The 23,580-nt window shown below is 68.4% G+C and carries 29 protein-coding genes; 7 read left to right on the forward strand and 22 right to left on the reverse strand.

Features of this window, described 5'->3' with window-relative positions:
* Positions 1 to 41 precede the first annotated feature (41 nt).
* Complete coding sequence (locus tag J2739_RS20915) at positions 42 to 752, forward strand: alpha/beta fold hydrolase (protein ID WP_309905159.1); 711 nt, start codon at positions 42 to 44, stop codon at positions 750 to 752.
* 16 nt (positions 753 to 768) lie between these two features.
* Here the strand turns inward: J2739_RS20915 and pcp are convergent, their stop codons facing one another.
* From pcp to J2739_RS20955, 8 genes are all read right to left on the reverse strand, one after another.
* Positions 769 to 1,419, reverse strand: a complete 651-nt coding sequence (pcp, locus tag J2739_RS20920; protein ID WP_405053923.1) for a pyroglutamyl-peptidase I — start codon at positions 1,417 to 1,419, stop codon at positions 769 to 771.
* Between the two features lie 9 nt (positions 1,420 to 1,428).
* A complete protein-coding gene (gene pxpA / locus J2739_RS20925; protein WP_309905163.1) occupies positions 1,429 to 2,169 on the reverse strand; it encodes a 5-oxoprolinase subunit PxpA in 741 nt (246 codons plus the stop codon).
* Positions 2,159 to 3,220 (reverse strand): 5-oxoprolinase subunit C family protein, encoded by a 1,062-nt coding sequence (locus J2739_RS20930; RefSeq protein WP_309905165.1) that lies wholly within the window; start codon positions 3,218 to 3,220, stop codon positions 2,159 to 2,161. The genes pxpA and J2739_RS20930 overlap by 11 nt, the downstream gene beginning before the upstream one ends.
* On the reverse strand, positions 3,217 to 3,873 hold the full coding sequence (gene pxpB, locus J2739_RS20935) for a 5-oxoprolinase subunit PxpB (RefSeq protein ID WP_309905167.1): 657 nt from the start codon (positions 3,871 to 3,873) through the stop codon (positions 3,217 to 3,219). Before pxpB ends, J2739_RS20930 begins: the two co-directional genes overlap by 4 nt.
* Positions 3,870 to 4,373, reverse strand: a complete 504-nt coding sequence (gene coaD / locus J2739_RS20940) for a pantetheine-phosphate adenylyltransferase (protein WP_309905169.1) — start codon at positions 4,371 to 4,373, stop codon at positions 3,870 to 3,872. The genes pxpB and coaD overlap by 4 nt, the downstream gene beginning before the upstream one ends.
* Positions 4,374 to 4,409: 36 nt before the next feature.
* Complete coding sequence (locus J2739_RS20945) at positions 4,410 to 5,063, reverse strand: RsmD family RNA methyltransferase (protein WP_309905171.1); 654 nt, start codon at positions 5,061 to 5,063, stop codon at positions 4,410 to 4,412.
* Between the two features lie 115 nt (positions 5,064 to 5,178).
* On the reverse strand, positions 5,179 to 6,519 hold the full coding sequence (locus tag J2739_RS20950) for a M16 family metallopeptidase (RefSeq protein ID WP_309905173.1): 1,341 nt from the start codon (positions 6,517 to 6,519) through the stop codon (positions 5,179 to 5,181).
* A gap of 19 nt (positions 6,520 to 6,538) precedes the next feature.
* Positions 6,539 to 7,990 carry a M16 family metallopeptidase gene (locus tag J2739_RS20955; protein WP_309905175.1) on the reverse strand — a complete coding sequence of 484 codons (1,452 nt, stop codon included), beginning with the start codon at positions 7,988 to 7,990 and terminating at the stop codon, positions 6,539 to 6,541.
* Positions 7,991 to 8,019: 29 nt separating this feature from the next.
* Here J2739_RS20955 and ftsY point away from each other — a divergent pair, with 29 nt between their 5' ends.
* The 3 genes from ftsY (at position 8,020) to rpoH (ending at position 10,834) form a co-directional block, all read left to right on the forward strand.
* On the forward strand, positions 8,020 to 9,216 hold the full coding sequence (ftsY, locus tag J2739_RS20960) for a signal recognition particle-docking protein FtsY (protein ID WP_309905177.1): 1,197 nt from the start codon (positions 8,020 to 8,022) through the stop codon (positions 9,214 to 9,216).
* 61 nt (positions 9,217 to 9,277) lie between these two features.
* Positions 9,278 to 9,739, forward strand: coding sequence for an Mpo1 family 2-hydroxy fatty acid dioxygenase (locus tag J2739_RS20965; protein ID WP_309905179.1), 462 nt, complete (start codon positions 9,278 to 9,280; stop codon positions 9,737 to 9,739).
* Positions 9,740 to 9,898: 159 nt separating this feature from the next.
* Positions 9,899 to 10,834, forward strand: a complete 936-nt coding sequence (gene rpoH / locus J2739_RS20970; protein ID WP_309905181.1) for an RNA polymerase sigma factor RpoH — start codon at positions 9,899 to 9,901, stop codon at positions 10,832 to 10,834.
* 68 nt (positions 10,835 to 10,902) lie between these two features.
* On the opposite strand, the gene J2739_RS20975 is transcribed toward rpoH, so the two are convergent.
* From J2739_RS20975 to J2739_RS20995, 5 genes are read right to left on the reverse strand one after another with little or no spacing between them, the layout of a single operon-like run.
* Complete coding sequence (locus J2739_RS20975) at positions 10,903 to 11,511, reverse strand: SCO family protein (protein ID WP_309905183.1); 609 nt, start codon at positions 11,509 to 11,511, stop codon at positions 10,903 to 10,905.
* A gap of 8 nt (positions 11,512 to 11,519) precedes the next feature.
* The gene (cyoE, locus tag J2739_RS20980) at positions 11,520 to 12,425 is read right to left on the reverse strand and encodes a heme o synthase (protein WP_309905185.1); all 906 of its coding nucleotides are present in this window, start codon (positions 12,423 to 12,425) and stop codon (positions 11,520 to 11,522) included.
* On the reverse strand, positions 12,422 to 13,609 hold the full coding sequence (locus tag J2739_RS20985) for a COX15/CtaA family protein (RefSeq protein ID WP_309905187.1): 1,188 nt from the start codon (positions 13,607 to 13,609) through the stop codon (positions 12,422 to 12,424). Before J2739_RS20985 ends, cyoE begins: the two co-directional genes overlap by 4 nt.
* Before the next feature lie 19 nt (positions 13,610 to 13,628).
* Positions 13,629 to 14,354: an SCO family protein gene (locus tag J2739_RS20990; RefSeq protein WP_309905189.1), complete on the reverse strand. Its 726-nt coding sequence runs from the start codon at positions 14,352 to 14,354 to the stop codon at positions 13,629 to 13,631.
* Positions 14,296 to 15,084: an SURF1 family protein gene (locus J2739_RS20995; protein ID WP_309905191.1), complete on the reverse strand. Its 789-nt coding sequence runs from the start codon at positions 15,082 to 15,084 to the stop codon at positions 14,296 to 14,298. Before J2739_RS20995 ends, J2739_RS20990 begins: the two co-directional genes overlap by 59 nt.
* Before the next feature lie 36 nt (positions 15,085 to 15,120).
* Between J2739_RS20995 and J2739_RS21000 the strand changes: the two genes are divergently transcribed.
* Complete coding sequence (locus tag J2739_RS21000) at positions 15,121 to 15,342, forward strand: twin transmembrane helix small protein (RefSeq protein ID WP_309905193.1); 222 nt, start codon at positions 15,121 to 15,123, stop codon at positions 15,340 to 15,342.
* A 71-nt stretch (positions 15,343 to 15,413) separates the two neighbouring features.
* Here J2739_RS21000 and J2739_RS21005 read toward each other — a convergent pair whose 3' ends face one another.
* The 8 genes from J2739_RS21005 to J2739_RS21040 all read right to left on the reverse strand — a co-directional run bounded on the left by J2739_RS21005 (position 15,414) and on the right by J2739_RS21040 (position 21,813).
* Positions 15,414 to 16,295, reverse strand: coding sequence for a cytochrome c oxidase subunit 3 (locus J2739_RS21005; protein WP_309905195.1), 882 nt, complete (start codon positions 16,293 to 16,295; stop codon positions 15,414 to 15,416).
* A 48-nt stretch (positions 16,296 to 16,343) separates the two neighbouring features.
* On the reverse strand, positions 16,344 to 16,559 hold the full coding sequence (locus tag J2739_RS21010; RefSeq protein WP_405053924.1) for a DUF2970 domain-containing protein: 216 nt from the start codon (positions 16,557 to 16,559) through the stop codon (positions 16,344 to 16,346).
* Complete coding sequence (locus tag J2739_RS21015; protein WP_309905197.1) at positions 16,556 to 17,188, reverse strand: cytochrome c oxidase assembly protein; 633 nt, start codon at positions 17,186 to 17,188, stop codon at positions 16,556 to 16,558. The genes J2739_RS21010 and J2739_RS21015 overlap by 4 nt, the downstream gene beginning before the upstream one ends.
* 22 nt (positions 17,189 to 17,210) lie before the next feature.
* Complete coding sequence (locus J2739_RS21020; RefSeq protein ID WP_286506037.1) at positions 17,211 to 17,321, reverse strand: cytochrome oxidase small assembly protein; 111 nt, start codon at positions 17,319 to 17,321, stop codon at positions 17,211 to 17,213.
* Between the two features lie 12 nt (positions 17,322 to 17,333).
* On the reverse strand, positions 17,334 to 18,971 hold the full coding sequence (gene ctaD / locus J2739_RS21025) for a cytochrome c oxidase subunit I (protein ID WP_309905198.1): 1,638 nt from the start codon (positions 18,969 to 18,971) through the stop codon (positions 17,334 to 17,336).
* Positions 18,972 to 19,019: 48 nt separating this feature from the next.
* Positions 19,020 to 20,198, reverse strand: a complete 1,179-nt coding sequence (gene coxB / locus J2739_RS21030) for a cytochrome c oxidase subunit II (protein WP_309905201.1) — start codon at positions 20,196 to 20,198, stop codon at positions 19,020 to 19,022.
* A 66-nt stretch (positions 20,199 to 20,264) separates the two neighbouring features.
* Entirely contained in the window at positions 20,265 to 20,741 is a 477-nt protein-coding gene (locus J2739_RS21035; protein ID WP_309905204.1) for a DUF2244 domain-containing protein, read from the reverse strand.
* Positions 20,742 to 20,892: 151 nt separating this feature from the next.
* Positions 20,893 to 21,813 (reverse strand): methyltransferase domain-containing protein, encoded by a 921-nt coding sequence (locus J2739_RS21040; protein WP_309905206.1) that lies wholly within the window; start codon positions 21,811 to 21,813, stop codon positions 20,893 to 20,895.
* 22 nt (positions 21,814 to 21,835) lie between these two features.
* Here J2739_RS21040 and J2739_RS21045 point away from each other — a divergent pair, with 22 nt between their 5' ends.
* Positions 21,836 to 22,558 (forward strand): ComF family protein, encoded by a 723-nt coding sequence (locus tag J2739_RS21045; RefSeq protein WP_309905208.1) that lies wholly within the window; start codon positions 21,836 to 21,838, stop codon positions 22,556 to 22,558.
* 14 nt (positions 22,559 to 22,572) lie between these two features.
* Positions 22,573 to 23,034, forward strand: coding sequence for a tRNA (cytidine(34)-2'-O)-methyltransferase (locus tag J2739_RS21050; RefSeq protein WP_309905210.1), 462 nt, complete (start codon positions 22,573 to 22,575; stop codon positions 23,032 to 23,034).
* Between the two features lie 79 nt (positions 23,035 to 23,113).
* Here the strand turns inward: J2739_RS21050 and J2739_RS21055 are convergent, their stop codons facing one another.
* The gene (locus J2739_RS21055) at positions 23,114 to 23,572 is read right to left on the reverse strand and encodes a MaoC family dehydratase (protein ID WP_309905212.1); all 459 of its coding nucleotides are present in this window, start codon (positions 23,570 to 23,572) and stop codon (positions 23,114 to 23,116) included.
* Positions 23,573 to 23,580: the final 8 nt, after the last annotated feature.

Raw genomic sequence — 23,580 nt, forward strand, 5'->3', positions numbered from 1 at the left:
AATGTCACGGCCGCGGCACGCCGATCACGGAGAATCGGCGCATGCCCCGTCTTGTCTTTTTACCCGGCCTGGCCTGTGACGAGCGCCTTTGGGAAGCCCAGCTGTCCGCCCTGCCTGCCGGCATCGACGTCCGCGTGAGCGACGCCCACATGCGCCACGAGCGCATCGAGGCCATGGCCGCGGCCGTGCTGAGCGAGCACGAAGGCTCGCTGATCCTCTGTGGTGCGTCGATGGGCGGCATGGTCGCGATGGAGGCCGCGCGCCAGGCGCCCGAGCGCATCGCCGGCCTCGCGCTGCTGGGCACCAACCCACGGCCCGAGACGCCCGAGATGTACGAGCTGCGCGCCTCCGCGATCGAGCTCTTCGAGCAAGGCGAGGCGCGCGACGTGATCCAGTTCAACGCGGGCTTTGCCTTCCACCCCGAGCAGGCTGGCGATGCCGCGCTGGTGCGCCGCTATGTGGAACTGATCCTCGATGCCGGCGCGCAGCAGCTCATCACGCAGAACCGCGCGCTGATGATGCGTCCCGACCAGCGCCCGTCGCTCGCTTCGCTGCGTTGCCCGGTGCTCGTGATCTGCGGCGACGGCGATCGCCTGACGCCGCCCGAATGCTCCGAGGAGATCGCCCGGTTGGTGCCGCAATCCGAGCTCGTGTGGATCGAGGCCTGCGGCCACATGCTGACCATGGAGAAACCCGCGCAGGTCAACGCGGCGCTGATGCCATGGCTGCAGCGGCAGCTGGAGGCAGGCTAGGGCCTGGTGGCAGCGCCTAGCTCAGCTGGCCGCCGGTCTCGCGCACGTCCTCGCGCACCGCGAGCGCCGTGGCGACTGCGATGCGCAGTGCGGCGATCACCGTATCCAATGCCATGCTCGGCGCCCCGGGAAAGCGCGCCGCCTGTTCAGGCAGGTAGGGAATGTGGATGAAGCCGCCGCGCTGTCCTGCCGCCACCGGCCGCGTCGCGATGCGGTGCATGAGGCCGAAGAAGAAGTGGTTGCACACGAAGGTGCCGGCACTGTTCGACACCGCGGCCGGGATGCCGCCCGCGCGCAGGTCGCGCACCATCGCCTTGATCGGCAACGTGGAGAAATAGGCCGCTGGCGCCCCAGCCACCACGGGCACATCGATGGGCTGGCAGCCCGCGTTGTCGCAGATGCGGCCGTCGTCGACGTTGATCGCCACGCGCTCGGGCGTGATCTCGCTGCGCCCGCCGGCTTGGCCGATGCCGATCACCAGCCGCGGCTGCAACGCGTCGATGGCTGCATCGAGCTCGCGCAGCGCAACGCCGAAGACGCAAGGGATACGACGCGCATGCACCAACGCGCCATCGCAGCGCCAGCCTTCCAGCGCGCGCACCGCTTCCCACGAGGGATTGAGCGCTTCCTTGTCGAAGGGCTCGAAGCCCGTCAGCAGGACGTTCACGAGCACTTCTCAGGCCATCGGCGCGATCGTGATGCCTTCGCTCTCGAGGCGCTCGCGGATGCGGCGCGCAAAGGCCAGCGCATGCGCGCCGTCGCCGTGCAGGCAGACCGTCTGCGCGTTGACCTTCACCACGCTGCCATCGATTGCGGTCACGCGGTGATCGCGCACCAGCGACAGGGTCTGCGCCAGCGACTGCGCTTCGTCCTCGATCAAGGCGCCGGGCCGGCTGCGCGGCACCAGGCTGCCGTCGGGCATGTAGCCGCGGTCGGCGAACACTTCCTCGACCGGCATCAGCCCGGCGCGTTGGGCCGCGCCGATCATGCCGCTGCCGGCGAGGCCGAAGAAGCGCAGGCCGGGGTCGAAGCGGCGCACGGCCTCGCACAGGCCCTCGGCCAGCGCCGGCTCCTTCACTGCCTGGTTGTACAGCGCGCCGTGCGCCTTGACATGCGCGAGCCTGCCGCCCTCGGCCTTGACGATGGCCGCCAGCGCGCCGACCTGGTAGAGCACGCCCGCGACGATCTCCTCGGGCGGCAGGTGCATCTCGCTGCGGCCGAAGTTCTCGCGGTCCGGGAAGCTGGGGTGCGCGCCGATCGCCACGCCGTTGTCCAGCGCCCAGCGCACGCACTGGCGCATGGTGTTGGCATCGCCCGCATGCCAGCCGCAGGCGATGTTGGCGGAGCTCACGAGCTTGAGCAGCGCCTCGTCGTTGTCGCAGCCCTCGCCGAGGTCGGCGTTGAGGTCAATCTGCATGGTGGCTTTCTCCTTCGGCCGGATTGTGCGCCGGCATCGGCCACCCCATGGCCGCCAGGGATTGCCCGGCCTGCGCAAGGTAGTGCCACTGTTCGGACCAGGCCCGCAGGGCGGCCGCGGCGTCGACCTCCGCGAGGCGCAGGCGGCCGTTGAGCGGCGCCCGCGCGAGCTTCCAAAGATCGGCGCGGATCACCATGCCGATGCGCGGATAGCCGCCGGTGGTCTGGGCATCGCCCATCAGGATGATCGGCTGCCCCGAGGGCGGCACCTGGATCGTGCCGGGGATCACGGCCGATGAGAGCATGTCGACATTGCGCTTGCGCTTGAGCTCGGGGCCCTCGAGGCGGTTGCCCATGCGATTGCTCTGCGGCGTGATGCGCCACGCGGACCTCCACAGCTGCTCGCGCGCGGCAAGCGTGAACTGCTCGAACTCGGGGCCGCGCATGACGCGCAGGACGACGGCGCCTTCCCCGTCCTGCTCCCAGGCGGGCGCGCGCAAGCCGAAGGCACGCCACGCCAGGTGCGCTGCATCGAGCCGGGGCGTGCCCACGGGCAGCCGGTCGCCCTTCTTCAGCGCGCGCCCGAGGTGACCGCCGAAACCAGCCTTGAGATCGGTGCTGCGCGAGCCGATGACCGGCGGCACGTCGATGCCGCCGGCAACGGCAAGCCAGCTGCGCAGCCCCGCCTTCGCGCTCCATTCGTTGGCGGGCCCGAGCCGGAGCACCTGGCCCGCCTGCACCGGAACGCTCCAGCAAGGCCACACCGGAGCCCCGTCGAGCCGTGCGCCGAAGTCATCGCCGGCCAGCGCGATTCGGGTGGGCGCTTCGAAGCGGATCTCGCAGCCGCCCAGGGTGAGCTCGAGGCCGGCCGCGCCGTCGCAATTGCCCACCAGCCGATTGGCCAGCGTGAGCGCGAGCGCATCGAGCGCGCCGCCCGGGCAAATGCCCTGCTGCCGGTGGCCGTATCGGCCGAGGTCCTGCACCGAGGCCAGCAGGCCGGGCCGCAAGACCGTGAGGGCGCCCGCCGACCTCGGTGGCGGAGCGGGACTCACCACTGCGCGCTTTCGACGACGAAGCGCACGCGGTCGCCTGGACGCAGCAGGGTGGGCTCGGCCGCGCGCGGATCGAAGAGCTCCAGCGAGGTGCGGCCGATCAGCTGCCAGCCGCCGGGCGAGACCAGGGGATAGATGCCGGTCTGCGTACCGCCGATGCCGACCGAGCGGGCCGGCACCGCCACGCGGGGTTCGGCCCGCCGCGGGGTCGCCAGTTCCGGCGGCAATCCGCCCAGGAAGCCGAAGCCCGGCAGGAAGCCCAGCAGGTAGACCACGTAGTCGGCCTCGCTGTGGCGCCGCACCACCTCGGCAGGGGCGAACCCGGTGTGCGCGGCGACGTCGGCCAGGTCGGGGCCGGCCTCGCCGCCATAGGCAACCGGAATGCGGATGTCGCGCCCTTCGATCGCCATGCCCGCGAGCTGCGGCCAGGCCGACAGCACCTGCATCTCGAGCTCGGCCGCATCGACCTCTTCGGGATCGAAGAGCAAGCTCAGGTTGTTCATGCCCGGCAGCACCTCGTGCACGCCGCGCCACTGCAGGGCCTCGTTGGCCAATGCCCAGATCTGCTGCTGCTGCGCCAGCGTCGCGGGCGCAGGCAGCTCGCACAACAATGCCGCGTCGCCCAGCGCGTGCAGGCGCGGCGCCGAAGTCATTCGCGGCCCAGGCTGCGTACCTTGGCGAGCAGGCTGTCCTGCACGTTGCGCGAAACGAACTTGTGGACTTCGCCGCCGAGCATCGCGATCTCGCGCACGAAGGTGCTGGAAATGAACTGGTACTTGTCGCTGGGGGTGAGGAACACGGTCTCCACGTCGGGCATCAGCGAGCGGTTCATGCCGGCGAGCTGGAATTCGTAGTCGAAGTCGGTCACGGCGCGCAGGCCGCGCACCATGGCCTTGCCGCCGCGCGCCACGACGAAGTCGCGCAACAGGCCGGAAAAGCTCTCCACCGTGACCTGATCGCTGAAGGGTGCGACCGCCTTGCGCGCCATGTCCATGCGTTCTTCCAGCGTGAACAGCGCCTTCTTGTGGTGGCCCGCCGCGACCGCCACGATGACCTTCGAGAACAGCTGCGTCGCCCGTCGCACCACGTCTTCGTGGCCGAGGGTGATGGGGTCGAAGGTGCCGGGGTACACCGCGATCACGTTGCTGGACATGCTTGCTTCCTCCTGATGCGGCCTGCTTCGGCCGGATTATGCAGTGCTGTCAGTCGCAAGTACCAAGAGATGTGCGTGAACGGCGCCAGCCTTGAGGTGCCGGAACACGTCGAGGCCGAGCGCGGCCAGTTCGTCGTCGGCCCAGCGGCGCGCGGCTTCCAGGTAGACCACGCCGTCGGGCCGCAGCGCGCGCGCCGCAGCACGAAGGGCGGGCGCGTAGAGGGCCGTGTTCTCGAAAGGCGGATCGAGGAACACGGCATGCACGCTGCCCGCCGGCGCGCGCTCGAGCGCGGTGACGCCATTGCCGCGCTCGATGCGCACCGCCCCCGCCTCCAGCTTGGTCTTCAACGCCTGCAGTTGCGCGACCAGCGCCGCGTCCTGCTCGCACAGCAGCACGGAGGCTGCGCCGCGCGAGGCCGCTTCGAAGCCGAGCGCCCCGGTGCCTGCGAAGGCATCGATGCAGTGCCAGCCCGGCAGCTCGCCGCCGCTGGCTCCCGCAAGACTGGCGAGCCAGTTGAACAGGGTCTCGCGCACCCGGTCGGGCGTGGGGCGCAGTCCCGGCTTGTCGGCTACGGCCAGGCGCGTGCGCTTCCACTGGCCGCCGATGATGCGGACCTCGCTGCGGCGTGCGTCGGCCGGCCTGGGTCCCGCCTTGGCAGCGCCGCCGCGCACCGGTGCCCGCTTAGTCATCGCCACCGCCGCGGATCGCGTCGTCCACCCCATGCATCGCCATCCTGTCGCTCCTCGTGTTGCGCTGTGAGGCGAGGATGGTAGCCAAGCGGCGGTCCGCGGTCTCGGGCCTTGTTCAGGGCTTGCCGCCGACCACCACCGTCACCATGCGATCGGGGTGCAGCTTGCGCGCGAAGGCAGCCTTGACGTCCGCCACCGTGACCGCATTCATGCGCGCGGTCCAGGTCTCGAGGTAGTCGAGCGGAAGGTCGTTCCATGCAATGTTGGCCACGTTGCCGAGCAGCTTGCGGTTGCTGTCGAGCAAGAGCGGGAAGCCGCCGATCAGGTTGTCCTTGGCGGCCTTGAGCTCGGCCTCGGTGGGTCCCTCGGCAACGAACCTGGCGATCACCTCGCGCGCGACCTTCACCGCCTCGGCCGCCTGGTCGGGACGGGTCTGGAAGCCGACGCGGAAGGAGCCCGCGTGCAGCCCCGGCGAGAAGCTGCTGTAGACGCTGTAGGCCAGGCCACGCTTCTCGCGCACCTGCTCGGTCAGGCGCGAGACGAAGCCGCCGCCGCCGAGGATGTAGTTGCCGAGCGTCAGCGCGAAATGATCCGGGTCGCGGCGCGCATAGCCGGGCTGGCCGATCCAGACGTGGGCCTGGGCCGAATCGAAAGGCAGGCGCTCATCCTTGGCGGCGGCAAGCGGGGCGACCTCGGGCACCGGCGGCAGCGCGGCGCAGCCGCCGGCAGGCGTCGGAAGGCGCGACAGCAGCGTGGTCGCGATGGTCTCCGCCTGCGCGCGCGTCACTGCACCGACGATGCTGAGCTTGGCGCGGCAGGGCAGGATCAGCTGCTCGTAGCGCTGGCGCATGGCCGCGGTGTCGATGCGCGCCAGGGTGGCCTCGGTCGTGTCGTTCCCGTAGGGATGGTCGCCGAACACGTCCTTCGAGAAGGTGCGCGCCGCCAGGGTCGCGGGCTTGGTGTTGGCTTCGCGGATCGAGGCATTGAGACGCTCGCGCTCGCGCCCCCACACGTCCTCGGGGAAGGCCGGCTCGCCGATCTCGCGCGCCGCGAGCTGCACGGCCTTCTGCAGCAGCGAGGGCTCGGACAGCGTGCGCAGCGAGAAGCTCATGCGGTCGGCGCCGGCACTGGCGTCGAAGTCGGCGCCCAGATCGGCCCAGGCTTCGCCGAGCGCGTTCTGGTCCATCGCCGGGTCGCTCCCATTCGCGCGGATTCCTTTCTCGACCATGCCTGCCGTCACGCCGGCGAGGCCGGCCTGCGCGGGCGGGTCGCGCCGGCTGCCGGCATCGAAATCGATCTGCACGTCGACGATGGGCAAGGCGTCGGTGGCGGCCAGGTAGATCCTGGCGCCGCTGGGCAGGGTCCAGTGCTCGATCGGCACGGCCGCCTGGGCCGCAGCGGCGGCCAGCGCCAGCGCGAGGCACAGCAGGGTTCGGGTGTTCTTGAAGCTCAGCATGTCGGGCCGTTCGGGGTCTTCAGCGCAGGTCGCCCGCGGGCGCCGCGAAGCCGCGTCCGCGGCGTTGGGGGTCGGGCGGTAGCGGCCGCAAGGTGGCTGCCGTCAACTGGTCGTCGCCGAAGTACTTCGCGGCTACCGCCTGCACTTCTTCGGCCGTCACTTTCTGCAGGCGCGCGATGATGCGCGCGCTGGCGTCGAGCGGCAGGCCCTGGATCCAGTGGCTGCCGAGCTCGCGCGCCTGCGCCATGACCGAGTCGAGCTTGTAGGTCTCGCTGGCCGTCCACTGGGTCTTGACCCGCGCCAGCTCAGCCGCGCCGATGCCCTCGCGGGCGATCTTCGCCACCTGCTCGCGCAGCGCGGCCTCGACCGTCTCCGGCGTCTTGCCGGCGGCGGGCACGCCATCGAGCACGAAAAGCTGCGGACCACGGCCGACGAAGCCCGCGTACGCGCCGGCGGCGTCGGCCACGCGGCCCGGCCCCTGAGTGAGCGCTCGGTCGAGCCGCGCGCCGGGATAGCCATCCAGGACGGCGGAAAGCACCGTGAGCGCGTAGGCATCGCTCGGGCCGTCGAACTGGTCGGTGGACGGGATCTGCGGCACGCGGAAAGCCAGCGAGACGTAAGCCTGCTCGGCCGGCGCCTTGAATTCGACGCGCCGGATGCCGCGCTGCGCGGGCTCGATCCGCGGCTTGCGTTCGGGCACGGCGCGGCCGGGAATGCGGCCGTAGTACTTCTCCGCCAAGGCGCGGACGCGCTCCACATCAACGTCGCCCGCCACCACGACCGCCGCGTTGGCGGGCACGTACCAGCGCTGAAAAAAGGCGCGGGCGTCGGCCGGCGTCATCGCGTCGAGGTCGCTCATCCAACCGACGATCGGGCGGTGGTAGGGCGAGGCCGTGAAGATGGCGGCGTTCTGCTGCTCGCCGAGCAGGGCGCGCGGCTGGTCGTCGGTGCGCAGGCGGCGTTCCTCCTTGACGACCTCGATCTCGCGCTTGAATTCCTCGTCCGCCCATTGGTTGCTGGCAAAGCGGTCGGACTCCAGCGCCATCACCTGCTCGAGCTTGTCCGCCGGGATCTGCTGGTAATAGCCGGTGTAGTCGCGCGTGGTGAAGGCGTTCTCGTGCCCGCCCAGAGCTGCGACGCGGCGCGAGAACTCGCCGGGCTTCAGCGTCTTGGTGCCCTTGAACATCATGTGCTCGAGCACATGCGCCACGCCTGAAGTGCCGTCAACCTCGTCGAAGGATCCCACCCGCACCCAGACCATCTGCACCGCCGTCGGCGCGCGCCGGTCGGGCTTCACGATCAGGGTCATGCCGTTGGCAAGGGTGAACTGGCGGGGCTGGGCAAGCTGGATGGCATGGGCGGGGGTGTCCGGCGGAGGTATTTGCGCCAGGGCAGCCCCGGCCCAGGGCGCCATGAGCACCGAGGCCAGCACCGCACCAGACGCAGCGCGGCGTGGCGAGGGGTGTTTCATAGAATGGGTCGGATTGTAAAAACGCCCCGATGTTCAGTTTCTTCAAGAAAAAGCCGCCAGCCGACAGCGCCGCGCCGGCCGCCGCACCGGCGCCTGCGCCGGCCGAGATGTCCGCGGAACCGCCGGCGCCCGCCAGGTCGGTGTTCTCGCCGTCCAGCTGGTTCGGCGCCAAGCCGGCCGAGCCGCCGCCGGCCGTGCCTGCGCCACCTCCCGCCACGCCTGCAATCGCTCCGGTTGTACCCGTCTCTGTCCCGGGCCCCGTCGACGCCGTCGAGACGCTGGCACCGGGGCCGGCGCCAACGCCATCGGAAGCCCCCCCGCCTTCCGAGCGCAGCGGATGGCTCGGCAAACTCAAGATGGGCCTGCGCAAGACCGGCAACAGCATCACTGCCGCCTTCGTCAACGCCCAGATCGACGACACGCTCTACGAGGAACTCGAAGAGGCACTGCTGATGGCCGACACGGGCGTGAAGGCCACGGAATTCCTCCTGGAAGACCTGCGCCGGCGCGTGCGCAGCAACATGGCGACCGAGGCGTCGCAAGTCAAGCTGCTGCTGGCGGACGCGATCGCGGACCTGCTGCGCCCACTCGAAAAAGAGCTGGTGATCGGCGAGCACACGCCCACGGTGATCATGGTCGCGGGCGTCAATGGGGCCGGCAAGACCACGTCCATCGGCAAGCTGACCAAGCACTTGTCCAACGAGAGCGCCTCGGTGCTGCTGGCGGCGGCCGACACCTTCCGCGCTGCGGCGCGAGAGCAGCTGCTGGTCTGGGCCGACCGCAACACGGTCGAGATCGTGAGCCAGGAAGGCGGCGATCCAGCCGCGGTGAGCTTCGACGCCGTCAACGCCGGCAAGGCGCGCGGCAAGGACGTGGTGCTGGTCGACACCGCCGGCCGCCTGCCGACGCAGCTGCACCTGATGGACGAGCTCAAGAAGATCAAGCGCGTGGTCGCCCGCGCCGATGCCACGGCGCCGCACGAGGTGCTGCTGGTGATCGACGGCAACACCGGCCAGAACGCCCTCGCACAGGTCAAGGCCTTCGACGAAGCGCTGGGGCTGACGGGCCTCGTCATCACCAAGCTGGACGGCACGGCCAAGGGTGGCGTGCTGTGCGCGATCGCACGCGAGCGGCCGATTCCCGTGTATTTCATCGGCGTCGGCGAGAAGCTGGAAGATCTGGAAACCTTCAAGGCGCGGGAGTTTGCCCAGGCCCTGATGGGATAGCGCCGCCGCCGGTGCTTCTGGCATCATCTTCACGGGCCGCAGAGCCTGCCAGGAGACCGCCATGCACAGCGCCGCCACGCCCCTGCCCGCCACCGAACGCAAGGTCGACCGACTGCTCGCCCATTACGGCGAGAGCCACCAGAACCCGACCAACGAGGCCATCCACATGATCGCCATCCCGGCGATCATGCTGAGCATCGTCGGCCTGCTGTACGCCCTGCATCCGTGGGCGGCCTACGTTTTCGTGGCTGCCAGCGGGGTCTACTACCTGATGCTGCGCTCCGCCAGCTTCGTGATCGCGATGGCGGCCTGCATCGTCGCAGCACTGGCCGCCGTGCAGGCAATGGGGGACCTTGTCCTCCCGATTTCCGCCACTATCTTCGTCGTGGCCTGGATCTTCCAGTTCATCGGACACCAGATCGAGGGCAAGAAGCCCTCCTTCTTCGAAGATATCCAGTACCTGTGGGTCGGACCGCTGTTCGTGCTGTCCAGACTCTTCATGCGCCTGGGCGTCCGCTGGTAACAGCTGATTTCCGGAGCCTGGAGATGGCACCATTCTGTGGAAAGGGGGGGTGCCGGGATAGGTTGCGCCTATCCGATCCATTGAAACCTGGGAGGAACCCTTAGCTTAGCACTCCCTCTAATCGAGTGCTAATATGCCCCGTACGAAGGAGTTTCCTCAATGAAAGATCAGTCCGGAACCCCCGCCAACCAGCTCGCCCTGGCCAACCCATGGTCGATGGTGCCTTCGCTGGGTAACCTGGACGCCTATATTTCCGCAGCCAACCGCCTCCCCCTGCTGACCCAGGAGGAAGAGCAGCGCTATGCGCGGCGGCTGCGCGACAACAACGACCTCGAAGCCGCGGGTGCACTGGTGCTCTCGCACCTGCGCCTGGTGATCTCGATTTCCCGCCAGTACCTGGGCTACGGGCTGCCGCACGGCGACCTGATCCAGGAAGGCAATGTGGGTCTCATGAAGGCCGTCAAGCGCTTCGACCCCGACCAGGGCGTGCGTCTGGTCAGCTATGCCATGCACTGGATCAAGGCCGAGATCCACGAATACATCCTGAAGAACTGGCGCATGGTCAAGGTCGCGACGACCAAGGCCCAGCGCAAGCTGTTCTTCAACCTGCGCTCGATGAAGCAGGGCTTCAAGGCCGATTCCGTCGACGGCGACACGCACCGCGACACGCTGAGTTCGGACGAGGTCTCGCAGGTGGCGACCCGGCTCAACGTCAAGCCCGAGGAAGTGCTCGAGATGGAAACGCGCATGTCGGGCGGCGACATTCTGCTCGATCCCAGCCCCTCCGACGACGGCGACGATGGCTTCGGCCCCATCGCCTACCTGGCCGATGCCTCGCAGGAGCCCACCGCGCAGATCGAGTCGCGCCAGCGAGACCGCCTGTCGACCGACGGCATCACCACCGCGCTGGCGACGCTGGACGACCGGAGCCGACGGATCGTGGAAGAGCGCTGGCTCAAGGTCAACGACGACGGCTCCGGCGGCATGACGCTGCATGACCTGGCCGCGGTCTACGGCGTGAGCGCCGAGCGCATCCGCCAGATCGAGGCGGCGGCCATGAAGAAGATGAAGAAGGCGCTGGCGGAATTCGCCTGAGCGGGGTCGCATCTCATCGAAGCCCGGTATGGTCCGGGCTTTTTCTTTTGGAGTTCAGCGCTTGTGCTTCACGCAGATTTCAGCAGCGCCTTGATGTCCGAGACCATCGCCGGCACGCCGGCGCCATAGCGGGCGTAGAGCCGCAGGCGTCCCTCGGTGTCGTAAACGAAGCTGGCGGCCGAGTGGTCCATCGAATAGCTGGTCGGCGTCTTGCCCTCGACCTTCTTGTAGTAGACCTTGTAGTCCTTGGCCAGCTCGGGCAGTTGCTCCGGCGTCGGGATCAGCGCGACGAAGGACGGATCGAAAGCACCCATGTAGGCCTTCATCACGCTGGGCGTGTCGCGCTCCGGATCGACGGTGACGAAGAGCACCTGCAGCTTGTCGCCGTCGCTGCCGAGCTGCTGCTTGACCTGCGCCATCTCGGTCATGGTGGTCGGGCAGACATCGGGGCACTGCGCATAGCCGAAGAACATCACGACCACCTTGCCCTTGAAGTCGGCCAGCGTGCGCTGCCTGCCGTCGGCATCGGCCAGGGTGAAGCCCTTGGCATAGTCGGCGCCGGTGATGTCCACGGCATTGAAGCTGGGCTTTCTGTCCGAGCAGGCCGCGAGGGCCGTGCCGGCAACCGCAGCCAGCCCCGTCCAGGCCAGCATTCGTAGTGCGTGCCGCTTGTTCATGGTTTCATTCATCGCAGGTAATGGTCGATCAGCAGCGCGGCAAAGAGCACGCTCAGGTGGATCAGGGAGAAGCGGAAAGTCTTGCGTGCCAGCGTGTCCGAATAGCGGCGCCACAGCGCGAACGCATAGCCGGTGAAGCCGATGCTCACGGCCACGGCGACCGCCAGGTAGAGCCAGCCGCTCATGCCGTAGATGAAAGGCATGAGGCAGGCGGCGAAGAGGATGAAGGTATAGAGCAGCACCTGCAGCCGGGTGAACTCGTTGCCATGGGTCACCGGCAGCATCGGCAGGCCCGCCTTGCGGTAGTCCTCCACGCGGTAGAGCGCGAGCGCCCAAAAATGCGGCGGCGTCCACAGGAAGATGATCAGGAAGAGGATCAGCGCCTCGGGGCCCACGTCGCCCCTCATCGCGGCCCAACCCAGCACCGGCGGCATGGCGCCGGAGGCTCCGCCGATCACGATGTTCTGCGGTGTCAGCGGCTTGAGGATGACGGTGTAGACCACCGCGTAGCCGACGAAGGTGGCAAAGGTCAACCACATGGTCAGCGGATTCACCGCGAACCACAGGAGCGCCGAGCCGCCCGTGCACAGTGCCGCCGAGAACAGCAAGGCCTGGCGGTCGCTGAGCTCACCACGTGCGGTGGGCCGCCAGGCCGTGCGCTTCATCTTGGCGTCGATGCCTTTCTCGACGAGGCAGTTGAAGGCCGCCGCGGCGCCGGCCACCAGCCAGATGCCGATGCAGGCCACCACGATGTGCTGCAGTGCGTCCAGGCTGGGCAGGCCAGGCACGGCCAACACCATGCCGATGAGGGCGCAGAACACGATCAGCTGGACCACGCGCGGCTTGGTCAGCGCATAGAACTGGCGCAGCACATTGGCGGTGCTGTGGCTTTGGACGGAAACCGGCGTGGTCATGCAGTCTCCATCCCGCGACCCCGGCGCGCCGGGGTGCCTGCGGCCACGGCGCTATGTGCCTTCCGGCTTTCGCACAGCGTCCAGGTCAGGACCACCGCCAGCGCCGCGGCACCCCCGGTATGCAGGACGGCCGCCACGAGCGGCCAGCCCAGGAGCACATTGCCGAGGCCGGTTGCCAGCTGGAGCAGCGCCAGTGCCGCCAGCCATCGGACCTGCGGCCGCAGCGGCGCGACCCGGCGCAGCCGCCAGACGAGCAGGCCCATGGCGACGAACACCAGGTAGGCCATGAGCCGGTGAACGTAGTGGATGGCGGTGAGCGCCGCGAAGTCGATGGGCGCTCCGTCGGCGCCTTCTCCCAATGAGCGCCAGATGTGGAAGCCCTGAGCGAAGTTCATGTGCGGCCACCAGCTGCCCTGGCAGGTCGGAAACTGGGTGCAGGCGAGCACCGCGTAGTTGGTGCTGACCCAGCCCCCGAGTGCGATCTGCAACAGCAGCAGGACGCTCGCCGCGATCAGCAGCGTGCGCAGCGCCGAAGGAATGGCCGTGGGCTGCCGCTCGGCGGCCGCCTGCCGATAGCGTACGGCCTGGATGCAAAGCAGCGCCAGCAGCACGACAGCGCCCAGAAGGTGCAAGGTGACGATGGCGGGGTACAGCTTCCAGGTGACGGTCAGGGCACCGAAGGCGCCTTGCAGGCAGACCCACGCCAGGGTGGCGACCGGCCACCAGGCGCTCAACGGGCGTTCGCGTGCATGTTCCGGATTGTGCTGGTTGCGCCGCGCCACCCAGGTGGCCACGGCGAGCACGAGGATCAGGAAGCCGACGCCCGTGGCCAGGTAGCGATGCACCATCTCCACCCAGGCCTTGCCATGCGTAACCGGACCGGTGGGCTGCGCAGCCTGCGCCATCGCGATGTCGTGGCGCGCACCGACGGGGCTTGCGTTGCCGTAGCAGCCGGGCCAGTCGGGACAGCCCAGGCCGGAATCGGTCAGGCGCGTGAAGGCGCCGAACAGCGTGAGGTCGAAGGTCAGGAACAGCGTGAGCACGGTCAGCACGTGCAGGCGCCGGGCCGCGCCATGACCGACGCCGCGCCGCCAGACCCAGAACAGCGGTCCGAGGGCCAGCAGCACGCCCACCGCCATCAGCCAGGCGATGGGGGTGAGGTCGTAGAGCGAGTTCGTGTCCATGCAGTGCGGGCCGGTGCGGCTAGCGGCCGGGCTCGTCCCAGGAGGCCGAGGCGCGCAGGAGGCGCTCGAGATCCCGCTTGGCGCGGGTCGCGCCGGCAGTGTCCATGCGGGAGGGGAAGCGCATCATCCAGTTGCCCATTGGATCGACCACGTAGAAATGCTCCGCCAGCGCATGGCCGGCTTCGGGAGCCAGCCACTGCGCCAGTTGCGCCGCCGGCACGCGCAGGACGGTCGCGCCTTCCAGCCCCTTGTCCAGCCGCGCCGGCACCGGCGCCGTATCGCTCACCAGCCAGACCCGGTCGAGCCGATCCTTCTCGCGGCCCAGGCTTTCGCGCAGCTGGCGCTGCAGGTAGAGCTGCTGCTCGCACAGGGCATCGCAGCCGGCGTCGGCCACCGCGACCAGCAGCCATTGGCCTTTCAGTGTGGAAAGCCGCACCGGCGCACCGGCACGCGTGGTCGCGAGCAGCTCGGGCATGGTGCGCTGCGGCTCGATCAGTTCGCCGTAGACGCGACGCCCCTCCGGCCGGATCACGTAGTAGGTGAAGTACGAGGCGATCACCGGCGCCGCGCAGCACAGCATGACCAGGATCATCTTCCAGCGCCCGCGCAAGGTGCGCCGGCCTTCGACGCCATCCAGCGCCTGGCGCGGCGAAGGCATCGAGTGCACCGTCAACCCGAGCGGCTCGTCAACCACGGCGGACGCGGCGCGCGCGGCGGTAGGGGGCGATGAATTGAAACCAGACATAGAGGATGACGACGAGGGCGGCGAGCCCGAACCACTGGAACGCATAGCCGTAGTGCTTTTCGATGCCCAGCGCGGGGACCGGCCAGTCGCGCTGCAAGCCCTCGGAGGCCGGGCCGGTCTGCAGCAGCGAGACATCGGTGCGCAGGGGCAGCCCGGTCTGCGCGCGGAACGCTTCGAGATCCAGATTCTGCCGGATGGGCGAAGACCCCGGCGCCGCGGCGGACGGCGGGCTCTCCTTTGCCAGCTCGAGCAGGTGCGCCGGCGGCGGCGCGATCCGGGCGACCAGTTCGACCAGCCCGCGCGGCGTCTCGATCGGCGCGAGCTGCGCGCGGTCGGTGAAGTTGCGCTGCACCCAGCCGCGCTGCACCAGCACGGTCTGGTTGCTGCCTTCGATGGCAAAGGGTGTCAGCACGTAGAAGCCGGGCAGGCCGTGCATCTGGCGGTTGTCGAGATAGACCGTGTGCGGCGTCAGCCAGAGCCCGTGCAGCCGCACCGGCCGGTGCATGGCGGAAGTCGCCGGGTCCAGCGCGAGGAATTCCTGCTGGTCGAGCGGCGGCAAGGTTTTCTGCGCCTCGATCTCCGCTTGCAGCGCCTCCTTCTGCGCGGCGCGAGACAGCTGCCAGCGCCCCAAGGACACCGTGGCTGCGAGCATGCCCACGGCCACTGCGGTCATCAGCCAGAAACGTCCGCCGCGCGCGGGCTGCACCGCCGGTGCCGGGTCATCGTTCATGCCATGGGCCGGCCGGTGCGGCCGATAATCGGGATCATGAAATACCTTGTCGCCCTGGCCTTCATCGGCATCCTGGCGAGCCTCGGCGTCGCGCTGTTCTTCATGCTCAGGGACGGACGCGAGGGCCGCGTCAAGAGCGGCGGGATGGCGCGCGCCCTCACCGTTCGGATTGGGCTCTCGGTGCTTTTGTTCCTCTGCCTGCTGCTGGCGTGGAAGCTCGGCTACATCCAGCCGGGAGGGCTGCCCCTCGGCAAGTAGGTCGTGCTCGTTCCACAGCCCCCATGAAAAAAGCGCCTTACGGCGCTTTTTCTTTGTGCCGTCCGGAATGCTCAAAGCCAGTAGACCAGGGTGTACAAGCCGAGCCACACCACGTCGACGAAGTGCCAATACCAGGCCGCACCCTCGAAACCGAAGTGGCGCTCCGGCGTGAAATGGCCTGCGCGCAGCCGCAACGTGATGAACAGCAGCATCAGCATGCCGATGAACACATGCAGGCCGTGGAAGCCGGTCAGCATGAAGAAGGTGGAGCCGTAAGCGCCGGAGCTGAGCTTGAGGTTCAGCTCGGTGTAGAGATGATGGTATTCGTAGCCCTGCACGCCCAGGAAGGTCGCGCCCAGCAACACGGTGAGCCACATGAAGCGGATGGCCTGGGCGCGGTGGTTGGCGCGCAGCGCGTGGTGGGCGATGGTCAGCGTGACGCCCGAGCTCAGCAGCAGCGCGGTGTTGATGGTCGGCAGCCAGAACGGCCCGACCGTCTGGAAGGGCTCGACGGTATCCGCCGGCGAGCCGGTGGCGCCGGCGGCCAGCGTCGGCCACACAGCCTTGAAGTCCGGCCAGAGCAGCGCGTTGTCCAGGCTGCCGAGCGAGGGCAGCGCGTGGGTGCGGGCCCACCACAGGGCGGTGAAGAAGGCGCCGAAGAACATCACCTCGGAGAAGATGAACCAGCTCATGCTCCAGCGGAAGGAGAGGTCCACCTTGTGGCCGTACTGGCCGCTCTCGCTCTCGCCGATCGCGCGGCGGAACCAGACGAAGAGCGTGGCCAGCCACAGCACCATGCCCGCCAGCAGCGACCAGGCGCCCCACTGGTGGCCGTTGATCCACTGGGCAGCGCCGAAGATCACGAAGAGCAGGCCGATCGACGCCATGACCGGATACGGCGACGGCGAAGGCACGAAGTAGTAGGGCGTGGTGCCGTGGGTGCTTGAACTCATATCAGGTCCTGGTTCTCTTCTCTCGATTCAAATCTGTGGGCGTCTCTGTCAGGGCGCGACGACGAACTTCACCAGCACGATCAGGCCGACCACGAAGAGGATGGCGGCCACCAGGCCGACGGCCACGATGTGCAGCGGCGTGAGCTTGGCGATGTCTTCCTGGTAGTCGCTGTTCTTGCGCACGCCGAAGAAACCCCAGGCCACCGCCCTGGCGGTGCGCCACAGGGAGCCTTTCTTGGGCGGCGGCGTCTGGGCCATGATCATGAGCGCGGCTCCGCGGCAGGCGCGGGCATGGCGGTGTTGGCGGCCACGGGCGCGGCCGGCGTCTTGCCGCCGACTTCGAAAAAGGTATACGACAACGTGATCGTCTTGACGTCCTTCGAGATCTTCGGATCGATCACGAAGGCCACCGGCCACTGCTTCTTCTCGCCCGGGTCGAGCGTGTACTGGTTGAAGCAGAAGCACTCGAGCTTGTTGAAATAAGGCGCGGCCTGTTGCGGCGCATAGCTCGGGATGGCCTGCGCAGCCATGCGGCGGTTCTGCACGTTCTGGAACTCGTACATCACCGTGTTGAGCTGGCCCGGATGGACCTGCATCGAGCGCTGCGCCGGCTTGAAATCCCAGAGACCGCGCACGTTGGCGTCGAACTCGACGGTGATGGTGCGGCTGGTGTCGACCTGCGTGTTGTCGGGCAGCCGCACGTTCTTGCCGCCGCTGGCACCGCCCGGCACCTCGAGCTCGGAGCGCGCCAGGATGTTGATGCCGGTCATCTCGCAGATGGCGCGGTACAGCGGCACCAGCGCATAGCCGAAAGCGAACATGCCGGCCGCCACCACGGCGAGCTTGCCCACCATGCGGACGTTCTCGCGACGGATGCGTTGACCGATGCCCATCTTCGCTTCGCCTCGTGCGGGCTCAGTGCCCGATCCAGACCATGCGGACGATGAAGCCGATGAAGAACAGCAGCGCGATGGAGGCCAGCGTGAGCCCCATGCGGCGGTTGTTCCTCTTCTGTTCAGGCGTCATCGCGTGCATCTCTCAGCCGATCACCTTGTTGGCGGCGGCGTTCAGCTTGGGCGGGTTCTCGAAGGTGTGGAACGGCGCGGGCGACGGCACTTCCCATTCCAGGCCCTCGGCGGCTTCCCAGGGCTTCTGCGAGGCCTTCTCGCCCTTGCCCATCATCGTCGGCAGCACGACGAACAAGAAGAAGTAGACCTGCGCCAGACCGAACGCGAAGGCGCCCACCGAAGCCACCGCGTTGAAGTCGGCGAACTGCATCGGGTAGTCGGCATAGCGGCGCGGCATACCGGCCAGGCCCAGGAAGTGCATCGGGAAGAAGGTGACGTTGAATGAGATCAGCGACCACCAGAAGTGGATCTTGCCGCGCGTCTCGTTGTACATCACGCCGGTCCACTTGGGCGCCCAGTAATAGTAGCCCGCGAACATCGCGTAGAGCGAGCCGGCCACCAGCACGTAGTGGAAGTGGGCGACGACGTAGTAGGTGTCCTGCAGCTGGGTGTCGATCGGCGCGATCGCCAGGATCAGGCCCGTGAAGCCGCCCATGGTGAACACGAAGATGAAGCCCACCGCGAAGAGCATCGGCGTCTCGAAGGTCATCGAGCCCTGCCACATGGTGGCGATCCAGTTGAAGATCTTCACCGCCGTCGGTACTGCGATCAGCATGGTCGCGTACATGAAGAAGAGCTGGCCCGTCAGCGGCATCCCGGTGGTGAACATGTGGTGCGCCCACACGATGAAGGACAGGATCGCGATCGAGGAGGTCGCGTACACCATCGAGGCGTAGCCGAACAGGCGCTTGCGCGAGAAGGCCGGCACGATCTGGCTGATGATGCCGAAGGCCGGCAGGATCATGATGTAGACCTCGGGGTGGCCGAAGAACCAGAAGATGTGCTGGTACATCACCGGGTCGCCGCCGCCGGCGGGGCTGAAGAAGCTGGTGCCGAAGTGGCGGTCGGTCAGCGTCATGGTGATGGCGCCGGCGAGCACGGGCATCACGGCGATGAGCAGGTAGGCGGTGATGAGCCAGGTCCAGCAGAACATCGGCATCTTCATCAGCGTCATGCCGGGGGCGCGCATGTTGAGGATGGTCACGATGATGTTGATCGAGCCCATGATGGACGAAGCGCCCATGATGTGCATCGCGAAAATGCCGGCGTCCATCGAGGGGCCCATCTGCAGCGTCAGCGGCGCGTAGAGCGTCCACCCGGCCGCGGGCGCGCCGCCGGGCATGAAGAACGAGCCCACCAGCATCAGGGCTGCGGGGATCAGCAGCCAGAAGCTGAAGTTGTTCATCCGCGCGAAGGCCATGTCGGAGGCGCCGATCTGCAACGGGATCATCCAGTTCGCGAAGCCGACGAACGCCGGCATGATCGCGCCGAACACCATGATCAGGCCGTGCATGGTCGTGAACTGGTTGAACAGCTCCGGATTGACCACCTGCAAGCCGGGCTGGAACAGCTCGGCACGGATCAGCAGCGCGAGCACGCCGCCCACCATCAGCATGGTGAAGGAGAACAGCAGGTACAGGGTGCCGATGTCCTTGTGGTTGGTAGCGAACACCCAGCGCCGCCAGCCGGCAGGCGCGCCGTGATGTTCGCCGTGGGCATGGTCGCCGTGGCCGTGTGCGTGGCCGTGAGGATCGATGACTGCGCTCATTGTGGTATTCCTTGCAAACTCTTCGTCGTGGCGTGGGGCGGCGTCGACTTACTTGCCGCGCTGCGCCAGCACCTCGGCCGGCTGCACCAGCTGGCCCGTCTTGTTCGACCAGCTGTTCTTGGTGAAGCTCACCACGGCCGCGATGTCGGTATCGCTCAGCTGCTTCCAGGAAGGCATGGCGCCGTTGTTCTGGCCGTTCAGGACCACGTGGATCTGCTTGTTGTGGTCGGCGTCGAGCACGACCGCCGAGCCGTCCAGCGGCTTGATCGGGCCCGCGCCCTTGCCGTTGGCCTGGTGGCAGGCCGCGCAGTTGGCCGCATAGACCTTTTCGCCGCGCGCCAGGATTTCGGGAAGAGTCCAGACCTTGGTCGGATCGTCCTGCTTGGCCGCAGCCTCCTTGCGCTTGCCATCGACCCAGGCGGTGTAGTCGCCCTTCGAGACGACCTTCACATGGATCGGCATGTAGGCGTGCTCCTTGCCGCAGAGCTCCTGGCACTGGCCGTAGTAGTCGCCCACCTTCTCGGCACGGAACCAGGTATCGCGCACGAAGCCGGGAATGGCGTCCTGCTTGACGCCCAGTTGCGGCACGGCGAAGGCGTGAATCACGTCGTTGGCGGTGGTGATGATGCGCACCTTGGTGTCGACCGGCACCACCATCGGGTTGTCGACCTTCAGCAGATAGTCGTCGGGCACATCGCCCTTGGCGCCGGCGTCCGACAGGGCGCGGTGCGAGCTGTCCAGCGTGGAGATGAAGGCCAGGCCTTCGCCCTCTCCCTTGAGGTAGTCGTAGCCCCACTTCCACTGGTAGCCGGTGGTCTTGATCGTGAGGTCCGCGTTGGTGGTGTCCTTCTGGGCCACCAGCACCTTCGTCGCCGGCAGCGCCATCAGGATCACGATGACGAAGGGCACGATGGTCCAGATGACCTCCACCACCACCGATTCATGGAAGTTGGCCGCCTTGTGGCCCACCGACTTGCGGTGCTTCCAGATCGAATAGAACATGACCGCGAAGACGGCGATGAAGATCACCGTGCACAGGATCAGCATCACGGTGTGCAGGAAGTGCTGCTCCTCCGCGATCTTGGTGACGCCCACCGGCAGGTTCAGCTGACGCACCGACGGGCCGCCGGCCAGATCGTTGACTGCGTGCGCCGCGCTGCCCCACACCGCGCCGGCCGCCAGCAGCAGATTCGCCGGCCATTTCTTGTTGCACCAATTGCTCTTCATCGTGTTCACTTCTTCAATTTTCAAGTAACCCACCTGTCTCCACGGTGCCGCACTGCGCGCCGCGCTTCAGGCGCCGCGCAATGCCATGCGGATCTCGCGCGCCAGCGCCGCGCGCAGCTCCGGACGCACATAGCGCCCCACCCTGACCGAACGACCCTGTCCCGAGACCTCGATCAGCGACCGGTCGCTGAGCTGCGGCTCGACCCGCACCTGGTGCGGCAAGAATTCGGTGCGCTCGTAATGCCCACCGTTCTCGAGCTCGACCACCAGACGCCCGCCCTGCAGCGCGATACGCTCGCCATCGGCGGCGTGGCGCGCATAGAGCAGGAAGGCGAAGCCGACGGCGCCCAGCTCGAGCCAGGCGAAGGGCAGCACCAGCGGCGCGCCATGCAGCCAGAAGACGGTTCCGATGCCCAGCGAGATCACGCACAAGGAGGCGTAGAGCCAGCCGAGCTGGCTCGGCGTGACCGAGCAGTTGCGCTTCAGGAACCAGTGGATGCTCTGGCCTGAAACAGTGGCAAAACGAAACACGGAATTCGACACGGGCGAGCGAGTTCAGCAAATCGGTGCGTCGATCGCCGTCAAACCCATGTCCGACAGGCCTCGATCACGGGACAATACCCGGAGTTCACGCAACGGCGGATTGTAGCGGTGATCCGAATGGCCCCTTCGACGGCGTCCGCGCCGTGGCCACTCACGCTCCGGGGCGCCCGCCGCGCTGGAGCATCGAACGCATCTCGCGCAGCGAAACCGCGCTTTCGGCAGCCAGGGCCACGCGCGGCGCCGGCTTGAAGGCATGGCCGTAGATGATCTCGAAAGTCAGTGCGATCCGGCCCGCCCCTTCCGCAGAAAGCGCCACGTCGGGCAGCGCGCGGCGCAGGGCCCGGTGCCAGGCCCGGCCGCGCAGCGCGGGGAAGCGCGCCCGGTGAAGGTTGCGCCCCAGCGTGCGCAGCTCGGCCAGCGCGGCCTCGGCGCTGGGCCAGGTCAGCACGATGCGCTCCATGTCCATCACCGGCTCCGCGAAGCCGGCGTGCACCAGCATGTCGCCCCAGTCGTGCATGTCGGTGAACTCGTGGCTGGCCGGCGGCCAGCCCTGGCGCTCGTGCAGCACGCGCAGCTCGCGCACCGTGTCGGGGCCGAAACAGGAGAACATCAGGAAGCCGTCGGTCGCCACCAGCCGGTGCCAGCGCGCGATCAGTGCCTGCGGGTCCGCCGCCATGTGCAGCGCCATGTTGGCCCACAGCAGATCCACGCCCTCCTCGGGCGGTGCATCGAAGCTGCGCCGGGCGCCCTGCCAGCGCCGCGCGCTCCACCAGGGCGCCGCGAGCGCCTCGCGGGTGGGCGCGAGCAGCGCCGGCTCCGGCTCGACCACGAAGGCGACGGCATCGCGGTAGCGGCGCGCGAGCAGGGCATGCGCCTCCAGGCCACCGCGCAGCGGCGACCAGTCGGCCCAATGGCGTGGCTGGGTCTTGATCCACTGCAGCCGGTCCTCCATGCGCCGGCCGATCTCCTCGTGCAGCCAGGGCGAGCTGCCGGCCGCGGGCACGAGCCGGCCCCACCGTGCGGCCGCCGCCGCATCGATGGTCGGCGGTCGCTGGGGGGGATCGGTGGCCATGGGGCGCTCAGTATATTGAGGCATGTCCAACCCCTGGCGCCGCCGCCCTTCCCTGTTGTCTTCCTTGCTCGCACGCGTGCCGAGCCAGTGCGCCGTGTGCCGCGCCTGGCCCTCGCGGCCGGTATGCGACGCCTGCGTGACGCGCTTCGCGCCGCCTGCGGCGCGCTGCCTCGGCTGTGCGCTGCCCGTGCCGCACGAGGTGGCTCGTTGCGGCGAGTGCCTCGCCCATCCGCCGCCGCTGGATGCCTGCCTGGCGGCCTGCGCCTATGTCTGGCCCTGGCCGGACTGCATCGCGCAGTTCAAGTTCCGGGGCCGCGCGGGCTGGGCCGCGCCGCTGGCGACCCTGCTGCGCAGCGCGCCGTGGGTCGAGCCGGCCCTGGAGCAATCCGACCTGGTCTTGCCGATGCCGCTGGCGCCGGGCCGGCTGCGGGAACGCGGCTTCAACCAGGCGCACGAGCTGGCGCGCCGGCTCGCCCCGCAGAAAACCGATGCCCGCCTGCTGCTGCGCACCCGGGAAACGCCGGCGCAAAGCGGGCTCGCCCGCGCCGAGCGGTTGCGCAACCTGCGCGGCGCCTTCGCGCTCGAACCGCTGCGCGCAGAGGCGGTGCGGGGGCGCCGCATCGTGCTGGTGGACGACGTGATGACCAGCGGCGCCTCGCTGTTCTCGGCGGCGCAGGTGCTGCGCACCGGCGGGGCCGCGCACATCACCGCGCTGGTGCTGGCACGGACCGATCCGCCCGCGTGAAGACAATCGGTCCCATGTTCCACATCGTCCTGGTCGAACCCGAAATCCCCCCCAACACCGGCAACGTGATCCGGCTGGCCGCCAACACCGGCTGCACCCTGCACCTGGTGGAGCCGCTCGGCTTCTCGATGGACGACCGGCTGCTGCGGCGCGCGGGGCTCGACTACCACGAGTACGCCGAGGTCCGGCGCCATGCCGGCTGGGACGCGCTGCTGGCGGCCGAGCGCCCCTCGCCCGAGCGCCTGTTCGCCCTCACGACGCGGGGCACGCGCACCGTCCACGCGGTCGATTTCCGCCCGGGCGACTGGTTGGTCTTCGGCTCGGAGACGCGCGGCCTGGCACCGGAGCTGCGCGAGCGCTTTCCCCCTTCGCAGCGACTGCGGCTGCCGATGCGCGAAGGCCAGCGCAGCCTGAACCTGTCGAACGCGGTGGCGGTGACGGTGTTCGAGGCCTGGCGGCAGAACGGGTTCGCCTGAGAGGACGCGCTGCGGCCGGGGCTGCGGCGCCCGGCGAGCGACCGGCGAAAAATCGAGGAGAGCGCGCGTGCGCGCGGCGTCAGCGGAAGCGGCGCACCACCGATTCGGCGACGCAGGCCGGCTTGGGCGCGCCCTCGAGCTCGATGGTGGTTTCCCAGACCATCTGGACGCCCTCCCCATCGATCGGCTCGCAGCTCAGCAGCTTCATGCGCCCGCGCAGCCGGCCCCCGACCGGCACCGGCGTCATGAAGCGCACGCGGTTCAGCCCATAATTCACGCCCATGCGCGACTCGATCACCTCGAAGGAGGTCTCGTAGAAGCGCGGCAACAGCGACAGGGTTAGGAAGCCATGCGCGATGGGCCCGCCGAAGGGACCGGCCTTGGCGCGCTCCACGTCCACATGAATCCACTGGTGGTCGCCGGTGGCCTCGGCGAACTGGTCGACCTGCGCCTGCGTGATGGTGATCCAGTCGCTCACCGCGACTTCCTGGCCGACGCAGGCGGCGAGATCCTGAAGGGTCTGGAATGTCTTCTTCATGCTTTCAC

Origin of the sequence: Variovorax soli, assembly GCF_031454625.1 — a bacterium.
GTDB classification, from domain to species: Bacteria; Pseudomonadota; Gammaproteobacteria; order Burkholderiales; family Burkholderiaceae_C; genus Variovorax; species Variovorax soli_A.